General features: G+C 45.5%; 16 protein-coding genes, 1 pseudogene and 1 CRISPR repeat array. Of the genes and pseudogenes, 10 read left to right on the forward strand and 7 right to left on the reverse strand.

Going from position 1 to position 22,635, the window contains the following annotated elements; genetic code table 11:
• Window positions 1-39: 39 nt before the first annotated feature.
• Complete coding sequence (locus tag ACRYI5_RS07620) at window positions 40-507, forward strand: phage tail protein (RefSeq protein ID WP_448224861.1); 468 nt, start codon at window positions 40-42, stop codon at window positions 505-507.
• Window positions 508-875: 368 nt separating this feature from the next.
• A complete protein-coding gene (locus tag ACRYI5_RS07625; protein WP_448224862.1) occupies window positions 876-1,385 on the forward strand; it encodes a hypothetical protein in 510 nt (169 codons plus the stop codon).
• Window positions 1,386-1,446: 61 nt separating this feature from the next.
• Here the strand turns inward: ACRYI5_RS07625 and ACRYI5_RS07630 are convergent, their stop codons facing one another.
• On the reverse strand, window positions 1,447-1,803 hold the full coding sequence (locus ACRYI5_RS07630) for a bacteriocin immunity protein (RefSeq protein ID WP_448224863.1): 357 nt from the start codon (window positions 1,801-1,803) through the stop codon (window positions 1,447-1,449).
• Between the two features lie 259 nt (window positions 1,804-2,062).
• Between ACRYI5_RS07630 and ACRYI5_RS07635 the strand changes: the two genes are divergently transcribed.
• A complete protein-coding gene (locus ACRYI5_RS07635; RefSeq protein WP_448224864.1) occupies window positions 2,063-2,230 on the forward strand; it encodes a hypothetical protein in 168 nt (55 codons plus the stop codon).
• A gap of 323 nt (window positions 2,231-2,553) precedes the next feature.
• On the opposite strand, the gene ACRYI5_RS07640 is transcribed toward ACRYI5_RS07635, so the two are convergent.
• The 4 genes from ACRYI5_RS07640 to ACRYI5_RS07655 form a co-directional block, all read right to left on the reverse strand.
• On the reverse strand, window positions 2,554-3,279 hold the full coding sequence (locus ACRYI5_RS07640) for a nitroreductase family protein (RefSeq protein ID WP_448224865.1): 726 nt from the start codon (window positions 3,277-3,279) through the stop codon (window positions 2,554-2,556).
• A 135-nt stretch (window positions 3,280-3,414) separates the two neighbouring features.
• On the reverse strand, window positions 3,415-3,948 hold the full coding sequence (locus ACRYI5_RS07645; RefSeq protein WP_448224866.1) for a PadR family transcriptional regulator: 534 nt from the start codon (window positions 3,946-3,948) through the stop codon (window positions 3,415-3,417).
• Window positions 3,949-3,996: 48 nt separating this feature from the next.
• Entirely contained in the window at window positions 3,997-5,736 is a 1,740-nt protein-coding gene (locus ACRYI5_RS07650) for an MFS transporter (RefSeq protein WP_448224867.1), read from the reverse strand.
• A gap of 242 nt (window positions 5,737-5,978) precedes the next feature.
• The gene (locus ACRYI5_RS07655) at window positions 5,979-6,797 is read right to left on the reverse strand and encodes a MerR family transcriptional regulator (protein WP_448224868.1); all 819 of its coding nucleotides are present in this window, start codon (window positions 6,795-6,797) and stop codon (window positions 5,979-5,981) included.
• 83 nt (window positions 6,798-6,880) lie between these two features.
• Between ACRYI5_RS07655 and ACRYI5_RS07660 the strand changes: the two genes are divergently transcribed.
• A complete protein-coding gene (locus ACRYI5_RS07660; protein WP_448224869.1) occupies window positions 6,881-7,474 on the forward strand; it encodes an NAD(P)H-dependent oxidoreductase in 594 nt (197 codons plus the stop codon).
• A 108-nt stretch (window positions 7,475-7,582) separates the two neighbouring features.
• Here ACRYI5_RS07660 and ACRYI5_RS07665 read toward each other — a convergent pair whose 3' ends face one another.
• Window positions 7,583-8,050 carry a hypothetical protein gene (locus ACRYI5_RS07665; protein ID WP_448224870.1) on the reverse strand — a complete coding sequence of 156 codons (468 nt, stop codon included), beginning with the start codon at window positions 8,048-8,050 and terminating at the stop codon, window positions 7,583-7,585.
• Between the two features lie 951 nt (window positions 8,051-9,001).
• Between ACRYI5_RS07665 and ACRYI5_RS07670 the strand changes: the two genes are divergently transcribed.
• From ACRYI5_RS07670 to csn2, 6 genes and pseudogenes are all read left to right on the forward strand, one after another.
• The gene (locus ACRYI5_RS07670) at window positions 9,002-10,117 is read left to right on the forward strand and encodes an exonuclease SbcCD subunit D (protein WP_448224871.1); all 1,116 of its coding nucleotides are present in this window, start codon (window positions 9,002-9,004) and stop codon (window positions 10,115-10,117) included.
• 3 nt (window positions 10,118-10,120) lie between these two features.
• Window positions 10,121-13,243: an AAA family ATPase gene (locus ACRYI5_RS07675; RefSeq protein ID WP_448224872.1), complete on the forward strand. Its 3,123-nt coding sequence runs from the start codon at window positions 10,121-10,123 to the stop codon at window positions 13,241-13,243.
• A gap of 177 nt (window positions 13,244-13,420) precedes the next feature.
• Window positions 13,421-17,411 (forward strand): annotated as a pseudogene (cas9, locus tag ACRYI5_RS07680) (type II CRISPR RNA-guided endonuclease Cas9).
• 209 nt (window positions 17,412-17,620) lie between these two features.
• Window positions 17,621-18,526, forward strand: coding sequence for a type II CRISPR-associated endonuclease Cas1 (gene cas1, locus ACRYI5_RS07685; protein WP_448224873.1), 906 nt, complete (start codon window positions 17,621-17,623; stop codon window positions 18,524-18,526).
• Complete coding sequence (gene cas2, locus ACRYI5_RS07690) at window positions 18,504-18,809, forward strand: CRISPR-associated endonuclease Cas2 (protein WP_407880681.1); 306 nt, start codon at window positions 18,504-18,506, stop codon at window positions 18,807-18,809. The genes cas1 and cas2 overlap by 23 nt, the downstream gene beginning before the upstream one ends.
• Window positions 18,806-19,471, forward strand: coding sequence for a type II-A CRISPR-associated protein Csn2 (gene csn2, locus ACRYI5_RS07695; protein WP_448224874.1), 666 nt, complete (start codon window positions 18,806-18,808; stop codon window positions 19,469-19,471). Before cas2 ends, csn2 begins: the two co-directional genes overlap by 4 nt.
• A 32-nt stretch (window positions 19,472-19,503) precedes the next feature.
• Window positions 19,504-20,530: a CRISPR direct-repeat array (repeat unit 36 nt; unit sequence GTTTTAGATCTATGTCAGATCAATAGGATCAAGAAC).
• Window positions 20,531-20,734: 204 nt separating this feature from the next.
• Here csn2 and ACRYI5_RS07700 read toward each other — a convergent pair.
• On the reverse strand, window positions 20,735-22,504 hold the full coding sequence (locus ACRYI5_RS07700) for an ABC transporter ATP-binding protein (RefSeq protein WP_448224875.1): 1,770 nt from the start codon (window positions 22,502-22,504) through the stop codon (window positions 20,735-20,737).
• Window positions 22,505-22,635: the final 131 nt, after the last annotated feature.

The following is a 22,635-nucleotide window of genomic DNA, read 5'->3' on the forward strand; positions in this document are numbered from 1 at the left end:
AGTAAAAATAAAACTAAACGAAATGACGAGGATGACAACATGGCAACTGTGATTGACTTTAAAACGGTGTCAACAAGCGGCTTAGAAAGTTCAGCGGTTCCTGATGCATTAGCCGGTTTACGGGCAAATGAAGCACGGTACTTTTGGAATAAGTATAAACTGACGTTTGAAACGGAACCTGCTAGCGAACGAGCAGATCTCGTGCAGCGTGTTGCCACCATTTTGAGTGAACGTGACATTGTGCTGCCGTACAAGCCGCTAGAGGTCGCTGATTTTGTTGTTGAGGGCACCCGATGGACCTACGTATTCTATGAAAATGGCTTGTCTGTGAACGTTTTATATAGTCTCGATGCCGACGGTAAACGGGCGGTTGGTTTTAAATTGTCAGATGGAATGGATGTTCCAGAAGAATTAGCCACCAAGTTTAAGTTTGCTCACCAGAAGTCGAAGTTAGCAGGGGTTATCCGCGGATCATACTTCGTTGTTAAGGGAACTTACGACGACTAAATACCGGGCGGGGGTATAATGAAATGTAGCTTACATACCCCTGGGCGGTATTTGAAAGGTGATTAGATCGCCGGAGCGACAGAAGCTGATGTGATTTAGTGACATGCACAGCTTTATCATGTAGTTTTAATGTTTTTGAAATGACGGCAAGGTCCTGTTTGTCACTTAGGGACAGAAACAGCGAGTAAAAGGGACGCAACCCTGGTGTAATTGAAGCCACGGTTGCGCCCCTTTTTTATGGAAAAGGCGTCACAGGATTCATAAAGCAGGTTAAGAAATCCTAAAAGAACGAAATAAACGTGTAATTTTTGTAATATAGATGTAATATAAAGGTATAGAAAGCGAGTCAGACGTTTGGAGGGATTACCATGAAAAAGCAATTATTAAAAATGACAATCATGGGTGTGTTAGCAGTTGGGACGATGGGCGTGTCCACAATGCCGGTCGTTGCTTCCGGAGCAATTCCAGTAACGACCACACACGTTGTTTCAAAATCACAAGCAGTTAAAACAACGACAGAGCAGACGATGTTAACGACAGCACAAAAGCAGGCACTCATCTTAATGAATGCCGGTAGCGCCGCTCAACAATTAACGGGTTATTCCTCCTTAAACGTTGTGACGCAACAGTCACCGTGGGCGGTTAGTGTTCCCGGTGATGATAACCAAGAATATGTCTTTAACACACCGGGTGGGCTGAGTGCACTTGGGTACACGATTACCGGTGACACCGTTAACCTATATCATTTCCCATCCGCAGCGGACGCAGGCTGGGTCAACACACCGATTGCTTCATTTAGTTTAAAGGCAGCAACAACGACTGTTCAAAATGACGCCAATGCTTGGCAAACGATGCAGACGCTAGCAGAAAAATTCTAAAGGACTTGTTGGCGTAATCAAAATCGCTTAACGTTTTGACTTTAAAACGTTAAGCGATTTTTTAGTGGCGATGTGGTACAGGTTCAGTGATTGAATAAAATTGACTTTTATCAGAGAAGTCAGCCATGTAGGAACCGTTCAAACCGGCACGGTGCCCCATGACCCCCAGATTGATGATGAGTGTCTCTTGATCCGGTGGAAAATGAATGCGACCTGCGAGTGAAACACTGCGGATGTAATTGACCAAATGATTTAATAACGCTTCCGGATTTTTATTGGTTGGTAACGTTTTGTAGACTTGTAACAAAACATCTGTAATATCCTGCATTTCAGCAGACTGATCTTTACGTGAATAAAGTAAGTTGTAAAGGTCATCAATTGTCTGTTGTGCTTCAGCGATAATTGTTTTTGAGTCCATTAATTTATCCCCCGAGATAATGTGTTAGGCACAAGCTCATTTTACATGTTCACATTAGGAACATGCAAATCTATTTGTTTCATGTGAAACAAGACTGTTAGAAAAAAACACCGACCGTTTTTTGAGTGGGGTGTGTTAAACAGATAAGTGATAACAGTTTATCTAAAAGAATAATATTTAACTGGTTAACCTATTTGACGTAAACGAGTGCCGCGAACTGAGAATATAAATGAGTCGATTGAATCATTAGGATGGAAGCGTGATTTTTACCCGGCAAATTGAAGCCATGATTTTGCCGTTGAGTGTGGTTGGTGAAAATGAATGTGAGGACAGCTCGTTGATCAGGATAGAAAATTACGCATTTAAAGCGAATGATTGTTTAGGAAGGCTCGACGAAAAAGAAAGTGGTTCGGGAGATTGGTCCTAGCCGATGGTTGATGAAGTCAAAAATGCAATCTACTAAACAAGGACGAAAATCGCGCCTGAATCCTTTTTGGCGGTCGCAAGATCATTCGAAAATTCAGAAACAAAAAACGCTTCAATCGCTTGTGCCACAATGGATTGACTTTGCTGTAGAAAAACAAGAACGTTTCTTAGCCGATGACGGATTTCGGCCGGTGTGAAGACCAATATTCAGTCTTCCGATTGGAGCCAGATCATGTTAACGCAAGCGATTCTATTTCCCGGGGAATAAAAAGGCCGTTAAATGATGTGCCGGCGAAAGACACATCATTTAACGGCGATTCTTGTTTATGACTGTGGTAGCGAAAAGCCCTGAGCTTTCAAAATGGCGCCAATTTCATCCCGGTGCTTTTGATCAGCACTCAGATGGCGTTGGACAAGACTGGTGAAAGTCTCTATCCGTGCGTTTGCACCGCGTTGTTTATAGTAATCGGTAATGGCACGATCGTACTGAGCCAGCGCGGCTGGGTCAAACGTTGGATACGTGTTTTCGCCGACAACAAGTTCTTTAGGTAACCGGGGCTTTTGATCAGGATCGCTATCAGGAACCCCCACCATTAACCCAATCAGCGGAAATGTATGCTTAGGAAGGTGGAGCAAATCAATTAGTTGTTGGGGGTCATTTAGAATACTCCCCAAAACAACGCCACCAAGACCATTTTGCTCAGCGTCGGTAAGAACGTTTTGAACGGCGAGGGTTGCATCAAATGCACCGGCCAAAAAGGCATTCCAATTGGTAAAGTTATGCCCGTCTTGATCTGTTGTTAAACGGAGATCCCGGTTTGTATCAACGACGAAAATGAAGAGCTCACCGTTGGGCTGGAACAATACTTGGCTCCCGCTAATGGTGGCAATGCGTGCACGAAGCTGTGGATCCGTAATGCGAATGAGTGTAAACTCCTGAAGAAATTCACTGGAAGAGGTGGCTTGGGCCACAGCTTCCAACCGTTGATAATCGACGGCGACTGGTTTAAACCGACGAATGCTGCGGTGGTTTAATGCAGATGGTTCCATGAGAAGGCCTCCATAACAGGTGTAATGCGAGTAGTTTAGCACCACAACGTGGACTAAACAATATCAAAACGGAGAACGTCAGAAAGCCCCGCCATGTTGACTTAGCGCAACATGGCGGGGCTTTTAGTGAGAGCGTTATTTTCCGTCAGGATGATCGACCAGCCACTGGGTGAAAAAATCGATCTTCATTTGGCTTGCCTGGATGCCATAGGCGAAAGCCAGTTTTTGACCAGCGGACATAATGCGGTCATGGTTTGGTAAGTAAGCATCAAGGCGTTCTTGAAGCACCTTCATTTCCGTTGTTTCTTGGCGGATCTTTTCCTTAACGAGGTCAGAGATCTGTTTTGGATCAACAAATTCACCAAACATTAAGCGGGCCAAAAAATCTGATTTGATGCTCTCTGGTTCCACGGGTGCCGCCAAGTAATTTGCGAATTCCTGCTCACCAGCGGGGGTGATGGAAAAGACGTTTTTGTCGGGCTTACCTTCTTGTGGAACCACCTTCTTGGTCACTAAGCCATCTGCTTCCAGTTTGCGAAGGGCAGGATAGACCATCCCGGCAGAACTGTCGAAAAAGAAGGTGAAGCTTGTTTGAAACATCTGGGTAATGTCATAACCAGTCTGGGGACCGGATTTTAAAATGCCAAGAACAATGTGACGACTTTTCATGGTTGGCAACTCCTTTGGTGAATTAAGTCTAGCTTAGCATAAACAGCGTTAGTCTGCTTTGACGTCATGGTGAATCAACGCCTGATAATCATGGCGCCGGTAGAAGATGAACCCAACGAAGATGAAACTAATCGTGATGGGAAAGGCAGAACGGTAAAGGCTAAGAAAGGCCTGACTGATGAGCGTATGTGTATGGGTTGAAATGTGGTTGCTGGTCTGTTTGATGATGTGATTATCATTGGCAACCGTGGTCGTTACTTTTTGGGTAACGGCAGTTTTAATTTTGGGGCGAATGATGGCCTGCTGGGCAGCGAGCAGTTGATCAACATTTGCCTTGGCAATTGCAGCTGTCGTTTGTTGCCGAATAATGAGCGCTGCTTGTTGTTTTGAAATCCCACTTTCCTGATGATGGGTGGTTGAGGCACCGGTTCCAGTAAAGTGTTGGTGTGTCGCAGACAGCATTTTAGTTTTAACGTTTTGCGGTAACGTTGTTTGATTGATTTGATTTTGGGCCTGGTGCCAAGCAGTTGTTTTAGCGGTACTGATGTTACTCGTTAACAATGAAACGAAAATGGCAACGGCCAGTACGTTTCCGATTTGGCGCAAAACACCCATAACGGATTGTGAAGCAGTCAATTTTTCACCCTCAAAATCAGAGGCAGCCAAGACAGTAATGGGACCGATGACAACACCATAGCCAATGCCCAACAACATTAATCCAATTAAGGTCTGCCAATAATGAGCCGGATTCATGTAACCAAGAATAGCATAACCGGCTGCCATGGCGATAAAGCCACTGGTGATAATAAGGCGTGGACCGAAATGCTCAATAAGGTTTCCGGCGATGGGTGAGGTCAAAAAAATCATGAAGGACGCAGGGGTGATCAATAGTGCCGCAACGAGCTCTGTCTTATTTTGAACCTGGGTGAAGAAGGTTGGCATGATGACCATAACGGCGACCAATAACAACCCAGCAAGAATCACGGTCAGGGCAGCGCCAGAAAATTGACGATCGGCAAAAAGATCCAGCCGCACCATGGGTGACTTAACCCGCGATTCCAAGAGAATGAAACCGACGAAAGCGACGATTGTGAGAACGGCCAGACTGATGATTCGTGAACTGGTCCACCCCCAATCAGTTCCTTGTGTTAAGGCCAACGTTAGTGAAAACAGTGTCACCATGAGAAGAATCATGCCACCAAAATCAATTTTGGCGTTAACCTTTTTTTCGTTACGAATGGGGAGTTGAAGAACAACACCGACAAAAGCAATTAAAAGAAGCGGTAAATTAATGTAGAAAACCCACCGCCACCCCAGAAATTGGGTGACAACACCACCAATCGTTGGCCCTAATGTTGAAGCTAATCCTTGGGTTAAACCGATGGTAAGTAAGGCAGTTTTCCGTTTTGCCTGGGTGGTGGAAGCGATGGCGATGGTCATGCTGGTTGGGAAAATAATGGCAGCACCAATACTTTGAATGCCCCGGCCAATGATTAAGGTGGCCGGAATGCCTGCATTTCCTGAAACAAATGAGCCGATGGCAAAGGTGAGAAGACCAATGAGGTACACTTTGTTTCGACCAAAAATATCTGCCAACCGTGCTAACGGAATGGTTAAAACCGCAAATGTAATGGTGTAAATGTTGAGGGCCCATGAGAGCCGATCGAGGGAAACGTTCATGTTACTTTGGATGGCAGGCAGCGCAATGTTCATGACCGTGGTATCGAGCATACACAAAAAGGTGCCAATGCACATTGTGAGAATAAGGAGCATTTGTTTATTTTTCATGATAATCACAGCTTTCATATTAACAATTATAGTATCAAATCTACGGCTCATACTATAATCATCAATACTATAATTGTCAATATAAAATGTGATTTAAAAAAGACGACCTTACCAGATGCGAAGTCGTTGGTAAGCATCTGGTAAGGTCGATTAGGATGAAATGATGATGTTTCACATGAAACATTTGAATGATAAACGTGGCCGTTCATTTACGGCGATTAAATGAATTTCTTTTGATGACGTTATTTATGACGAGCAAGTTGGTACTCAAGCCGAACTTTTGCGGTTGTGGCCTCCGCTAGTCGAATATCTTCATTCATGTTAATTTGCCAAAGTTTGTCATTTGCAGTTAACTGATGAGCCACTAAGTATTGCCGAAGCAAATCAATGCCGTGATTAATGGCAGTGTCAGTTGTCTTTGTTTCAATGGCTAAAAAGTCACCAGCAGGTCGGGTTATGGTTTCGACAAAATCATCGTTAATGACGCTTGTTGCTTCTTTAAGTAACTGAAAGGGGCAATTTTTTGACGGATGCGGGTCAAGGGGCGGAACCGTTAATAAAAAGCCTGAGCATTTGCCGTTAATGAGGACTAAGGGTTCTAGGTGCTGATAAAACGTTGTAAAAGCTTCAGCGATTTGTTGAGGTGAACATTCTTTGAGGATCGGTGAAAACCAAAACGGTTGTGCGACACGGTGGGTAATGTATGGGTGGTCGTGGAGCACCGGATCGCTGGCAACAATGCTCTGATGTCTGGTGGTTAGTGATTGTTTGATCTGTAAGAGATCATGAATCTGGTCATCAATCCGGGATTGTAACTTATCCAGGAGCTCGTTTGGTGATGTTTTGTTTGTTGATGGGCTAACCTGTTTGATTTCACTGAGCGAAAGGCCAAGGCAGCGGAGGGTCAAAATGAATGAGAGTTCATAAAGCTGATCATAATTGTAGAAGCGGTAGCCCTCTTCATTCGTCAGCGCTGGTTTAAAAATATCCTGTTGATCATAAAGAATTAATGTCCGACGGGTGGTTTGTGCAAGCTTCGCAAATTCGGTGATTTTAAGCATAATTTCTCCCAAAAATTGATGGTTGACTGTAACCCAACGTTACAGTTTATGGTGAATAACATCAAGTGAGGGAGGATTTTGAAATGAAGCAAAGCGAACAAGTAACGATTATTTATGCGCACCCGTGGGACGGAAGTTTTAACCAGGCAGAATTGACGACCGTCAAAAAGCGCCTCGATGAACGGAAACAACCCTACACGGTGATTGATTTAAATGCGGATGGCTTTAACCCGGTGATGACACAAAGCGATTTGTCCGTTTATGGGCGTGGCGACTACAAGGATCCACAGGTTGCTAAGTATATTGAGATCATTAAAAAGACGGATAAAATTATTTTGCTGTTTCCGTTATGGTGGGCAGGAATGCCGGCCATTTTGAAGGGCTTTTTTGACAAAGTCTTTTTAATGAATCGAATCGTTAACTTTGTCGATCGAAAGGCGGTCAGTCATACAAATGTAACCGGCGCGCTTGTGTTGACCACATCTCAACTTTCAAACGAAGAAATGACCGTTGGGTTTGATGGTGCCATTGAACGGGTTGTCAATTATCCGTTGGCCTCAGTGGGTGCAAAGCAAATTACGTGGCATAACCAGGGCGACATTCTTATGAAAGATCGGCCTACCTTAGCAGCTTATCTGGAGAAAATTCCGGGGTTTGTGGACGGTCTGCTAGATTAGAAAGCAATGAGGATTCGTCCTGATACCCAGGGTTGTATCTAGCAAAAAAGCTCATCCAGATTGGATGAGCTTTTTTGCGTGAAACTTGGTTCTTAGATAACGGCGGCCTTAATTTGCCGTTTTGGAAAGCCATTCAACAATATCGCGCGCGGAAAAAGCATCGTAAACGAGTGTTTGGTCGTTAAAGACGATTTCAACGAGGGGCAGGTTCTCATCAAACTGAGTGGCCACGGTTTGTGTGAACCACGTGGTCACGTGAACTGGGTCGGCATTAGGCAACGCCAGGTGATGAGAAAGAAGGTCGGCCGGCTTTTGCCACACGGTCACTGCGGCGTGCGTCTTGGACTCAAAGCTAGGATCACTGATCAATTCTTCAATTAAAGCTAACGCGGATAATTGTTTATTAATTTGGCGCCGATCAGCAACCAAACTTGTTAATTCATCAAGATCACTATCCGTGGCGTAATTTCTAAGAAATGTTTTGGCGGTGTTTCGATAAGAAAGATAACGGCGCCGATCTTTGTGGGTGTCATTATATTTCTTTTGGGCGAGTTTTTGAGCATCACTTAGTGGCATAAAAAGGGTCCTTTATTTTGATTAATGTGCGTTGCGGTCAAATAGGAATCGTGACAAGAATATTCGGAGATAGCGAAAATGAAACAGGTGAAACGGAGAAACTGTCCGTTTGAAAATAAATTTAAAGTGACGATGATTAACAGGGTCAGTTGTTAATCTGGTAGAGTTAAAGAAGATTAATAAACGGAATTAAATAAGCGTCTAAAAATTTTGAACGGGCATTTTTGGCTCTAAAAATTTTAGGGATTCACAATAATTTTAGCACGGATTTTTCGTTTCGAACGGGTTCGATTTTGATTCCACCGAACAAATTTGGCTGATGATTGCAACCTCATTTTTGGATGAAAAAACGCCGCTTTCCGCCTAGTACATGTGCTAGTACATGTACTAGGCGGAAATGCGATTATTAAAACGCTAAAGCGTTGATATTAAAGGATTTATGAGGGATTTTTGCGTACTTCGATGATGAGCGCAAATGACGGCAAACGGTGATCGATTAGACGATATTTTCAATAGTGCATGTACGATGTTTGGCTGATCAAAACTAGGGCTGGCGTCACTTTAATGGCGGAATAAAGTCGTGAACAATTACCCACCATAGCACCGATTGACCACGATTTAAACGGTAACAACCGAGTGTGGCGGAGTGGCTGGTCAATCTGAACATAAAAGTGACTGGGTGCAAAAAACACTGGTGATGACGAAACTGCCGTCACGGTGTGTGGCTCACGGCAAGTAACCTAAAAAGTGGCAATCAAACGCTAAAAAGGAACATTCATGGGTAATGAGCCGTGAATGTTCTTTTTTTGATGCAGTTATTCCGTATGATGATCCGCTAAATGTGGACATGAATCGTCAGTTTAGTGATGTTACTTTTGATCGTCCTTGCGGTGGCGAAACGGTGTAAACTAAGACTACTTGAAACAACACGAAGCGAGTAAAGGGGATAGCATGAAGTTTTTACACACGGCTGATTGGCACATTGGTAAGAAGCTCCACGGATTCGACCTCCACGATGAACAGGCAGACGCGTACCGGCAAATTTTAGCCATTGCGTTGCGCGAACAGGTCGATGCGGTGGTGATTGCGGGTGACTTATACGACCGGGCGTTGCCAAGTGAAGATAACGTTTCGCAGTTGAATCACATGCTCATTGATTTGAATTTGACCAACAAGTTGCCGTTACTGGCAATCAGTGGGAACCATGATAGTGCAACCCGGCTCCACGTGGGGAGCGAATGGTACGCCCAAACGAACTATTTTTTAAACACTGAGCTTAGTGGGGCGTTTGAACCGGTCGATTTGGGTGACACGCAGTTCTTTTTACTGCCGTACTTCGAACCGTGGCAGGCGCGCAATGTGTTTGAAGACGATTCGATCCGAACCGTGGAACAGGCCATGAAGTTAGTGGTGGCAAAGCAACAAGAACACTTTGATCCGGCCAAAAAGCACGTGTTAGTGGCCCATTTCTTTGCGGCAGGAAGTAGTACGACGGATTCAGAAACGAAGGTGGTGGTTGGGGGCCTAAACGCTGTGCCACTGGACCTACTCGAACCGTTTGATTATGTGGCGCTCGGCCATTTGCACAACCACCACGCCCTGAACCAGCCCAGGACGCGTTACAGTGGGTCGCCGGTGAAGTTTTCCTTATCAGAAGCTGGCGAAACGAAGGGTGTTTGGGTGGTGGACACGACGGCGATGACGGAAACGTATGAAGCACTGACACCCGTACGTGATGTCGTCACACTGACGGATTCCTTCGAACATTTAATGGACCCAGATTACTATCAAACGTTGGATCGCGATGCGTATTACGGGCTGACGTTAACGGATAAGGCCATCATTCCCGATGTGATGAACCAGTTACGCCAGGTCTATCCACGGATCGTTAGTTTGGAACGGCAATTTGGTCGCGAGGCGTTGCCGACGGTGGCGACGGTCGACACTTCCGCTGCCCCGTTGACCCTCTTTGGGGACTTTTTTGAGTACGTCAACGAGGAAACGATGAACGAGCAACAAACGCAGTGGGCCAAGGACAGCCTGCAGAAAGCGGAACACGAGGAATAAGCCATGCGACCACTTAGAATTCGACTCGTTAATTTCGGCCCGTACCGGGATCAAACCATTGATTTTGAAGCGTTTAATGAAGCACCGTTATTTTTGATCAGCGGGAAAACGGGTGCCGGAAAAACCACCATTTTTGACGCGATGTGTTTTGCACTATTTGGGCGGTCTTCTGGTGGTGACCGTGACCCTGCACAGATGCGCTCTGACTTTGCGACACCGACGGAAGAAACGGCGGTGACGTTTATTTTTGAGCACCAGGGGGAGCAGTACGTCATTGTCCGAAAGCCGGCCCAAGTGCTTGCGAAAAAACGTGGTACCGGGACGACGACGCAAAACGCCAGTGTTGAACTGACGGTGACTGATCGCAATGGGCAGGAAAAGGCGTGGACCAAGGTGGGCCCCGTCAGAGATAAATTAACGGATCTGCTTCACCTAACGCCGGAGCAGTTTACCCAGATCGTTTTACTTCCCCAAGGTCAGTTTCGCCACTTTTTAGAGGCCAACAGTAATGAAAAACAGAAGCTATTGGCTGACCTGTTTAGCACGGATCTATACGCGCGCTGGGCCGCTGAACTTGCGGATCGATTGAAAGCCATGAAGCAGACCGTTCAGGGGCAGACGTCGCAATTAGCAGCCTACGCGAAAATGATCCAGTGGCAAGCGGATGAGCATCCTGACGAAACGGCGCCACTGGCAGATGTGCTTCAAGCATTGACGACCCAAAACGAACAGATGACGGCGGAACTGACGGAACGCCAACACCACCACGATGACGAAACGACGAAATTGACTAAGCTGGAAAACCAGGTGAAGGCGGCTGAGACGTTATTAGCGGTGTTTAAACAACGTGATGACGCATTAGCTGCTAAAGCCGAATTAACGGCTCAGGCGCCCAAAATGGCGGCACTAGCGGCGCAGATAACGGAACTAGGCTGGGCCAGTGAAGTGCAGCCGCTGCTGGTAGCGAAGGAAGCGACTGCTGACCAGTTAACCAAAACTTCGGCGACCCTTGCAGAGACAACGGCGGCTTCAAAAACGGCGACCGTAACCCTTGAAGCGGCAACAACCGCCCTAATGGCACACGTTGCAAAAGCGCCTGAAGAACAGCAGCGCCAGCAAGAATTAACCACGTTGACCCAGCAACGACCGTTGTTTAAACAGGTCGCGACGCTGACTGAAATGGTGACTGAGCAACGCAAACGCGTCGCAAAAGATGAGGCCGCGGTCGCTGCGCTAAAACAGGCGCAGGTGGCAACGACCACAACGATTCAGACGGCAACGACGCAGGTGGAGAAGCTTGGCAATCTGGAGGCGGCCCAACTTGCGTTACGAGATCATGCACATGCATTGACGACCATTCAAAAACAGCGAACGGATTTACAGCAGTTACAGGAAACGGTGACGCAGACCACAAACCGAATTGCTGAAGTTAAGGCAACGTTAGCCACGGCAACAGCGGAACAGGCGCAGGCAATCGCTGCGTATGAAACGGTGGATCGCGAGTGGACCGTTGCCCAGATTCAACGACTCAGCGCAAAGCTAGTGCCCGGGGAACCGTGTCCGGTGTGTGGCGCGGTGGATCATCCGCAGGTGGCGCCGGTAGCGACAGCCACGGTGGTCGAAGAAGACGTAAAGGCCGCGGATGCCCGGCGCCAACAGGCTAGTGCGACGGTTGAGCGATTGACTGGACAGCTACGGACACTGACGGATGAACTGGCGGGTCACGTAACGGCGTGTGAAACGGCGCAGACGGCGTGGCTAGCGGCTGTTTCGACCGTCACCGATGAGTCGTTGGTTGAGTTGGCAACTGCGGATGAGGCGGTCGCTGAGCAGGTGAACCAGCAAGCGGCCAACGAAGCGGCCCTAGCTGATCAACTTGAGCAGCGAACGCAATTAACGCAGACACTGAGCACAGCAACGGTCACCCAAACAGATCAGACAGCGCAACAAAAAAAGTTGGTCGAGACACTTCATGCAGATCAGACAACGCTCGCAACGGTAAGCGCCCAGTTAACAGAACGGCAACATGGCTTACCAACTGAGTACGTTGACTTAGCGGCGCTGGACGCGCACCTTGAGGCCGTCCAGAATGCTAGTGCCACGTTTAAAGCAACGGAAGCACAGCTTCGTGATCAGCAGGCAACGGCCCGCGATGCCCACACCCGGTTAGCGACACAGGTTCAAAACCTGACGACGGATCGTGACCAGCAAACGGTGGCTCGCGATGACGCAGAACGCGTGTTAAACGACGCCCTGACGGCGCATGATGCAACGTTGCCACAACTACAAACACTGCTTACAATGTTGCCGCAGTTAGCGGGGCTCCGTGAGCAAGAACAGCAATACGCTGAGCAGGTGGCCAAGGTGACCGGGCAATTAGAAACGCTTGAAGCGCAAATCGGTTCGCAAAAACGGCCCAATGTGGCTGAATTGGTGGCGGCTCGTGACGCCCAGCAAGCAGTCCAACAGACGGTTCAGGCTGCCTTTTATGAATACCGCCAGTTGGTCAACAGCAATGTTGAGTTGGCTGATAAGTTGGCGACCGGAATGGGTGAAACGAAGGCCGCGCAGACAACGCTGGCACAACTAACGGAGTTGTCTGATACTGCTAATGGTAAGAATCACCTTAACCTGAGTTTGGAACGATACATTCTCCAGACCTATCTGCAAAAGGTGCTGGAAGTCGCAAACGTGCGGTTAGCGGCCCTGACCAGCAACCGCCATCAGTTCCAACTGGATACGGCCGTTGGCTCACGGACAACGGATACCGGTTTGGAAATCAATGTCTTCGACGATCAGGCCGGTAAATCACGGAGCGTTCACACACTGTCCGGTGGTGAAAGTTTCATCGCGGCGCTGTCCCTGGCGTTGGCCCTTGGTGAGGTCATTCAAAATGAGGCCGGCGGGATTTCCATCGAAGCCCTGTTCGTGGATGAAGGCTTTGGTTCTCTTGATGAAGAAGCGCTTCAGATGGCGATGGAGGCGTTACAAAGCATTGAGGGTCGCAACCGGATGATCGGCATCATCAGTCACGTGACCGAGATGCAGGAGCAGATTCCGGATCAACTACGGGTGGTTTCGCAAGCAAACGGGCAAACGAATGTAAGCTATCAACACGAATTGTAATGCGAATCTTTCAACCGAAAAGACGTCCGCACTCCTTGTATGGAGTGCGGACGTCTTTTTAGTATCGCTACATGATAAATTGAACTGGCTCATTACCTGAAATTGATTGTATTGATCGAACTTTGTTATAAAATGAACTTAGCATTTGATAAGGAATTAATTCTAGGAGGGCTCATGATGCAACAACGATACGGAATCGGTTTAGATATTGGGACGAATTCAGTGGGGTTTGCTGTCACAGATGAGGACGGACACGTTACGCGGGTGAAGGGGAAAACAGCCATTGGTGCGCATCTGTTTGAAGCAGGAACATCTGCCGCAGATCGCCGCGGTTTTCGGACGACACGGCGGCGGTTAGGTCGGCGGCGCTGGCGGCTAAGGTTACTACGGGAAATTTTTGACCCCTATATTACTGAAAAAGATCGTGAGTTCTTTTTACGGCAAAAACACTCTAGAAGTTCCGCTAAGGCTGGTAAGTTGCCGGCTGAAAAAGGACTGTTTAACGACCAATTGGATGAAGAATTTTACGCTAAATATGCAACGATGTACCATCTGCGTAACGCATTAATGACGGAGCACCGGCAATTTGATGTGCGTGAAATTTATCTGGCCATTCACCACATTGTGAAGTCACGAGGCCACTTTTTACTAGCGGGGCGGGCCGCGGATTTTAAAACTGGTGAATTAAACTTAAAGGCTCACTTTGAGGCCATTAACGACTATTTCCAAGTGAACATGCCAGAGGTCGACTTAATATTACCAACCGATGAACACGGATTGACTGAGATTAAAGCGGTTTTAATGGCAAACGAACGCAGTCAGTCAGATCGTCAAAAAGAAGTAACAACGCTAATTCTTGCCGTCGTGAACGAAGCTGGTGACCGCGAGCAAAAAGCAATTCGGAAAAAACTTGTGACAGAACTGATCAAAGCCATTGTTGGAATGAAGACGCGTTTGTGGGTGCTTCAAGACGGTGAAAAGGATGCTGGCCTCGAGATTAAGTTTGATGGGTTTGCAGAATTCTTCGATACCCTAGGTGGTAACTTACCAGACGATTTTCAAAGCCTTTTGGCAGAGCTAAATGACCTTTATGGTGTCATTGCATTGGCCGGGATTATCCCCGAAGGAAAGACGTTCTCACAGGGGATGATGGCTCTGTATAAGCAACACAGTGACGATTTGGCGCTGTTGAAGAACTACTGCAAGGAACAGTCGGATGCAACTCGTGCGCGTGAAATTCGGGCTACGTACGATGTCTATATTGCTGGAAAAGATGGCAAGGCCGTCCCTCAAGATGATTTTTACAAGGCACTTAAAAAGTATGTTGATGTGGATGCTAAGGAAAGTGATGCTGCCAAAACAATTGCTGACGAAATCGCGACAGGGAAGTTTATGCCTAAGCTGCGAACCAAAGCTAACGGAGTTGTGCCACACCAAGTGCATCAATCTGAATTGGACGCAATCATTGAGAACCAATGTACTTATTATCCGTGGTTAGCTGAGCCAAATCCGGTGGAAGACCATCGTTTGAGCCTACCGTATAAATTAGATGAATTGGTTAGCTTCCGCGTTCCGTACTATGTTGGCCCCATGGTGACTAGCTCCACCGGGAAGGAAACACCAGAAACTCAGTTTGCGTGGATGGTCAGAAAGGCAACTGGAACGATTACACCATGGAACTTCGATGATAAAGTTGATCGATCAGCTTCTGCAGAGGCCTTTATTGAACGAATGAAGACGACTGACACGTACTTGATTGGTGAAGATGTCCTCCCAGCACAAAGTTTGCTTTACCAAAAATTCGAAGTGTTGAACGAACTGAACAAAATTCGCATTAACGGTAAGCCTGTGACAACAAAGCAAAAGCAGCGCTTTTTCAATGAATTATTTAAGCATAAAAAGGGCGTTACGGTTAAGGAAATTCAAAAGAACCTTACTGCACATAATGAGCATCAAACCGAAGAGGATGTCATTACGGGATTGTCAGATCCGAAGAAGTTTACTAGCACATTAAGTAGCTACATTGACTTCAAAAATGTGTTGGGCGATGTCGTCGATGACCTAACAAAACGTGATGACATTGAACAAATCATCGCGTGGTCAACACTCTTTGAGGACGCAACCATTTTTAGTGAAAAGCTGGCCGGAATTGAGTGGTTAACGGCGGAGCAACAAAAGAAGCTGAGCCGGATTCGGTATCGTGGGTGGGGGCAACTCTCAAAGAAATTACTAACTGAGCTGACTGATATAGACGGAAATAATGTCATTGATTTGATGTGGGCGACCAATAAAAACTTCATGCAGATTCAAACCGATGAGGCCATTGCCCAAAAAATCAATGAAGCAAACGGTCTTGCCATGCAGGGACAAACAAGTGATGAATTGATCGACGGCTTCTACACGTCACCTGAAAACAAAAAGGCGCTGCGTGAGGTGATGAAGGTTGTTGCTGATATTCAGCGAGCAAAACACGGTCAGTCGTGGCCAACAATTAAAGAATTTGTATCAGGATGTTGCTAAAACGTTGATTGATCCAAAGATTGTTCAGGAACTGGATGAAAAAATTAAGGATAAAGCCACGTTTACGGATCGATTGGTTCTGTACTTTATGCAAAATGGACGCGACATCTATACAGGGAAGCAGCTGTCAATTGATGCACTGAGTAGCTATGATATTGATCATATTTTGCCGCAGAATTTAATCAAGGATGATTCACTTGATAATCGGGTTTTGGTTCATTCCAAAATTAACCGTGAGAAAAACGATCGGTTTGCTTCAGAATTATTCCAGAAGTCCATGGGGAATTTGTGGCAAACTTGGCAAAAACAAGGCTTAATTTCCCAGCGGAAATTGCAGCATTTAATGATGCGACCAGGAGACATTGATAAGTACGCGACCGGGTTTATTGCCCGTCAGTTAACAGAAACCCGCCAGATTATTAAACTAACGGCTGATTTGTTAAATGACGTGTATTCGACAGATCAAACCCAAATTGTGCTGATTAAAGCAGGATTGAATCATGATTTTCGAACTACGTTTAATTTCCCCAAACTGCGAAACGTTAATGATTACCATCATGCTTTTGACGCATTGTTAACCGCAAAAATTGGAAGTTATTTGTTGAACCAGTATCCCAAACTAACGCCATTTTTTGTCTATGGAGAGTACACACCATACAAGGATGCAACGCAGAAGATGCGAAGTTTTAATTTCGTCAGCCAGTTAAAGAGTGATGTAGTTGATCATGAGACGGGTGAAATTTATTGGTCAAAAGAGGCCGAACTGGCCGAATTGGATCGTGTTTATAACTTTAAGACCATGCTTGTAACTCATGAAACAACGACGAATCATGGGCCAATGTTTAAGCAGACCCTTTATAAGGCTAGGGACGATCAATCAAAGAAGCTCATTCCGATTAAAAAAGGGATGCCGACTGATGTTTACGGTGGGTATACAAAGCGTGAAGTTTCTTATTTGAGTGTTGTGAAATTAGCAAAAAGTACCGCTGGAAAGGAGTATCGGGTTGTTGGAATCGACACATTGACTGTTGATGAACTAGAAAGCGTTCGTCGAAATCAAGGTGATGCAGTTGCTGACGCCTTTTTATATGAGGTTATTTATAAAACGCTAAATGGCGAAAGCAAACGCGGCATTGCCCATGACGGTTTTAAGATTGTTATTAAAAAACTTTTACTTGGCCAACAAATTAAGGATAATGGAACGAAATTTTCCTTTAGTAGCGCACAATATTATCACAATTTACAACAGCTATTTCTCTCAAGAGCAGATCAGCAGTTGTTGGTTGATCATAATGATGGAGATTACGATCAGCACTTAAATGAAATTTTTGATCATATTTTGACTCAGGTTGATAGGTATTTTTCACTATATGATGTTGGTAATTTCCGTAATAGTTTATTATCTTCAAGGGATAAATTCGTGGCCTTACCAGTTGATGGAGAAGGGTTCACTAAATTGGATGCAATAAATAATATTTTGATTGGGTTGCATGCAAATAAAAAGACAACTGATTTAAAGGTGTTAGGAATAAAGGTTAATCTTGGTCAATTACAGATGAAAAAAATATATCTATCCAAAGACGCGCAGTTAATTTATACATCACCAACCGGTCTTTTTACTCGAACGGTTTCACTTAGTTCTTTGTAAAATTAAAAAGGTGGCATCGAAAATAATTTCGATGCCACCTTTTGTTATGTAGTGGTCCGAATAGCGAACCCACAGGTTTAAACTCGGCCGAAGCCTTGCTTGATTTTAACGCTCTATGTCAGATCAATAGGATCAAAAATTGGAATATGTCAGTTCCAACACCAGTAATATAGCACAGAATAATTGGTGACACAAGGAGGGGTCATTTCATGGGATGGCGAAGTGTAGTTGTGACACAACATTCAAAAATTTCACTATCGGCAAATTGTTTGGTGGTGCAAACGGATCAAGGGGTCGTAAGGGTGCCGATTGATGACATTGACGTCTTACTAATTAGCACCACACAGGCAGTCATTACAACGGCAGCAATTGCAGCACTGGCACAAGTGCACACAAAAATCATTTTTTCTGGTAAGGATGGTCAACCGGTTGGTGAATTTGAAAGCCTAACGACGCATCGACGAACGGCAGATTTAGTGGCACAACAGGTCAACTGGTCGCCAGATCGGTGCCAACGTTTATGGACAACGATGGTTCAGGCGAAGGTGACAAATCAGATTCAATGTTTAACGAATGCGGCAATTGATGCGACTGCGTTGGAAGATGAACTGGATCAGTTGGAACTAGGAGACGTCACGAATCGTGAAGCGGTTGCCGCACGGAAATATTTTCCGTTATTATTTGGCGATAAATTTTCGCGGCGTCAATTTGATGCAACAAATGCTGCGTTAAATTATGGTTACGCAATTATTTTGGCGCTTGTTGACCGTGAAATTGTGAATAATGGATACCTGACGTGCATTGGTGTTCACCATTATAGTGATGAAAATCCGTATAATTTGGGTTCGGATTTAATGGAACCATTTCGACCAATAGTGGACTACTGGCTATGTCAACAGCGATTCAATGAACTAACACCAGACATTAAGTTTGGTCTTGTAGAATTGCTTAATTTAGAAATTGATTTTAATGGTAAGACAATGCTAGTTCGGAATGCATTAACTGAGCATGTCCGGAATTGTGTGAATTATTTAAGTGGCGATGACGATGGTTTGAAAATCGAGGTGAAAATTCCTAATGAGGTATCGAATAATGCGATTAATGGTCATGTTTGACTTGCCAATGGATAGTAGTGAAGAAAAACGAAACTATCGGCGGTTTCGTAAGGCCTTAATTAACGAAGGCTTTTTAATGATGCAGTATTCGGTTTACGTACGAGTGTGCGTTAACCGGAGTTCAGCACAATTGATGGAAAAAAGAATCGCAATGATTACACCATTAGCGGGTCTTGTCCAAACGTTGATTGTCACAGAAAAACAGTATCAATCAATGAATTTCTTGGTAGGAACACCAAAAGATGATGCACGAAATTCAGCGGAAAGGACGTTGATTATATGAATTTAGCGTTTGAATCTTTTGAACCAATAAACGTAAAGTCTGGTCGCGTTACGGTGGTTGATGTGGCCAGTCCCCAGCATTATTTGGAATTGATAACCGGGTTCAAAGACGATACGGATCAGCTTCACGTCAGCGCGGATGACTGGGAATTAGCACAAACAAGTAAGCTTAGTTATTGGCTTGGAGATCCAATGTTGGAACTTGATCTCAATAAAGTTTTTATGAAAATGGTTTTGGCACGTTTAAGCGTCCTAGCAACTGATGAGTGGAGTCAGCTTGCCGACGAAGTTCGAATCGTTAAAACCCATGTCTTAGAGACTAGTTATTTGCTTGATTTGCCATTAGAAGTATCATCGTCCCTTTCCCTAGAGGCTGTCATTAAAAGTGCCGGTCTTACAATTCCTGAACATGTGAATCAAGATCCGTATGTTAAAATGGAGACGTTGATCAAGATCATTACTGAAATTAATGAACAGCGGATGCTCGTTTTAACGAACGTGAGTCACTACCTCAATGTCACCCAGTTTTGTCAGCTGGCGGAGGTGGTTGCTGACGCTCAGGTCCCATTGCTTCTCATAGAATTCTCAAACTGCAATCGACGCACAATGTTTGAAAAGTGTGATTATATCTACATCGACAAGGACTTTGTTGATTGGCGGTAAAATCATTATGATAATTTTGTGATAAAAGAACGGTTTTAGATCTATGTCAGATCAATAGGATCAAGAACCACGGATTAGTAAGGAAGAGCAGCGTCCCAGTTTTAGATCTATGTCAGATCAATAGGATCAAGAACCAAAAGTTACCCCCGAACGTCCCGAACAAGGTTTTAGATCTATGTCAGATCAATAGGATCAAGAACATTACCGTGATTCGTTTATTCGTCACTATGGTTTTAGATCTATGTCAGATCAATAGGATCAAGAACTAATGAATGGCGATTCTAACCGTTTACCAAGTTTTAGATCTATGTCAGATCAATAGGATCAAGAACCGACCCTGTTCTTCATATCCATAAACAGAAGTTTTAGATCTATGTCAGATCAATAGGATCAAGAACAGGCGAATTTTATTATAATCCCATTCGCCAGTTTTAGATCTATGTCAGATCAATAGGATCAAGAACATTCCGGAAGACCGACACGAAATTACCGACGTTTTAGATCTATGTCAGATCAATAGGATCAAGAACACATACCCCAATAACCTAATAGCGGGGAAGGTTTTAGATCTATGTCAGATCAATAGGATCAAGAACACTCGAGTACCGTAATCGACCATCATTGCCGTTTTAGATCTATGTCAGATCAATAGGATCAAGAACCAAGCGTCAGCTAATCCGTTAACTAGTTATGTTTTAGATCTATGTCAGATCAATAGGATCAAGAACGGCGGCAATTGGAATTCAGTGTCTACAAAGGTTTTAGATCTATGTCAGATCAATAGGATCAAGAACAATCATTCTTACTACTTAGCCCCTCGTCCCGTTTTAGATCTATGTCAGATCAATAGGATCAAGAACGTACTTCTGGTTGCGTAACATCGCGTTAAAGTTTTAGATCTATGTCAGATCAATAGGATCAAGAACAGGACGAAAACAAACCGACGTCCATCATGGGTTTTAGATCTATGTCAGATCAATAGGATCAAGAACACGCTTTTAACTGCTTTGAAACTGGTAAATTGTTTTAGATCTATGTTAGATCAATAGAATCAAAATCGTATCCTCGCAAAACATAGGCCTTCAGAAAGCTAATTGATGTTTTCTGAAGGCCTATGTTTTACGGACACAAGCCTGTTAAACAAAAGTGTCCCTAAATGACCAGTTCTCTCAAAAGTTTGCTTCAACTTTCGGGTGCTGGTTCATTTAGGGACACTTTTTATGCTAATTTCATTGACGCCGATTGTTCAGACGGTCACTGTCTTTAATTAAACTGCGCGTTGTACAGCTTCGCGTAGGCGCCGTTTTGAGCTAACAGTTGCTCATGGGTTCCGTGTTCGACGAGGCGGCCGTCATCCATGACGATAATTTGATCCGCGTTGTGGATGGTGGAAAGGCGGTGCGCAATGACCAGTGAGGTCCGTGATTGCATCAGGTTTTCCAGGGCGTGCTGAATCGTCTTTTCAGATTCGTTATCAAGGCTGGCGGTGGCTTCGTCTAAAATGACGATTTGCGCGTCCTTCAACAGCGCACGGGCGATGGAGAGCCGCTGCTTTTGACCACCGGACAGCTTGACGCCCCGTTCCCCAATTTGGGTCTGCATGCCATCGGGCAGGCCGTGGATGAAGTCGGCAATGTCAGCCATGGTCGCTGCGTTCCAAAGCTCCTCGGTGGTGGCATCTTCGCGGCCGTAGCGAATGTTTTCCTCAATGGTGCCATCCAGCATGTACACGTCTTGCGAGACGATGGCGATGTTTTTGCGCAGGGACGCAATTTGCAGTTGTTTGATTGGTGCGCCATCAAACGTAATGTCACCGCTATCTAAGTCGTACAGCCGGTCGATGAGCTTTGTGAGGGTGGTTTTACCGGACCCAGAGTGACCGACCAGGGCCGTTGTTTTACCAAACGGAATCGTGAAGGTGATGTCATGAACCGCGGGCACCGTGGCCTTGACCTGGTCGTCATCTCCTTGGTACGTAAACGAAACTTGTTGAAGGTCGATCCCTTGGCGAATGGTGGGGAAGGCCTGTGCGTCCGGTGCGGAAACGATGGCTGGCTTCATTGCCATGATGTCCATCACGCGGCCATAGGAGACCAAAGACTGCTGCAACTGGTTAAGAATCTGGGTGAAGGCCCGAATGGGGCTCTGTAGCATTGCGACATAGGTGAGGTAGGCAACTAATTGCCCCACCGTTAACTGGCGCTGAATGACGAAGTACGCCCCCAATGCGAGGATGATGGCAACACCCAGGTAGTTTACGAAATCAATCAGCGGTGAAAACAGGGCCTGGTTTTGCGTCGCGTTAATCATGTCCTGTTTGTTCTTGTTGGCAAACGTACTGAACCGATCCTGCTCGAGTTCCTCATTGGTGTAACTTTTGATCAAGTCGATCTGGGTCAGGGTATTTTGCATTTGGTTGGACATTTGCGCCTGTGAGGCACGGGCGGCACGAAAGGCGTTGTGAATTCGGTTCCGAAAGACCCGGTAGATGAGAAACATCAGTGGAAAGGTCAACGTGACGGCCACAGCCATTTGCCAGTTGATAATAAAGATGTAGATCCAGACAAAGATAAACGTCACGATGCTGCCAACCATGGAAAGCATGTTGGCCGAAATGAGGCTTTGCAGGTTACCAATGTCGCTTGTGAGCCGCACCATCAGATCCCCCGTTTTGCTGGACTCAAAGAAGTGGGTGTCCAACCGCAAAATGTAGCGATAGAGGTCAGTCCGCAGGTTTGTAATGGCGCCTTGACTAAGCACCCCCATGTAATAGGTGGAAACGTAGTTGAGGACGCCAAGAACAATGGCAGTGCCCAGCAACCCGAGGACGACCTCCGTTAACAAACCGATGTCGTGATGAGGAATAACGTGGTCGATGATGAATTGCTCATACTGTGGAATCACAAACTCAAGCAATGAAATGATGGCCAGGGCCACGACGTTTAGGCCGAGCAACCATTTCTTGTTTAAAACTTGTCCGAACACGAACCGGAACATTTGGCCGGTGGTGACGGATGATGATTGATTTTTCATGGTGTACCCCCGATAAGATTCAGTGAATTTGTCATTAGGGTACCCGTAATTTTGCGTTGTTCCAACTATTTGTGCTTGTGGAAAACCGCATTTATACGGCGACATCATGCCGATTTTTGGCCAAAATAAAC

The sequence above is a fragment of the Furfurilactobacillus sp. WILCCON 0119 genome, assembly GCF_053471565.1.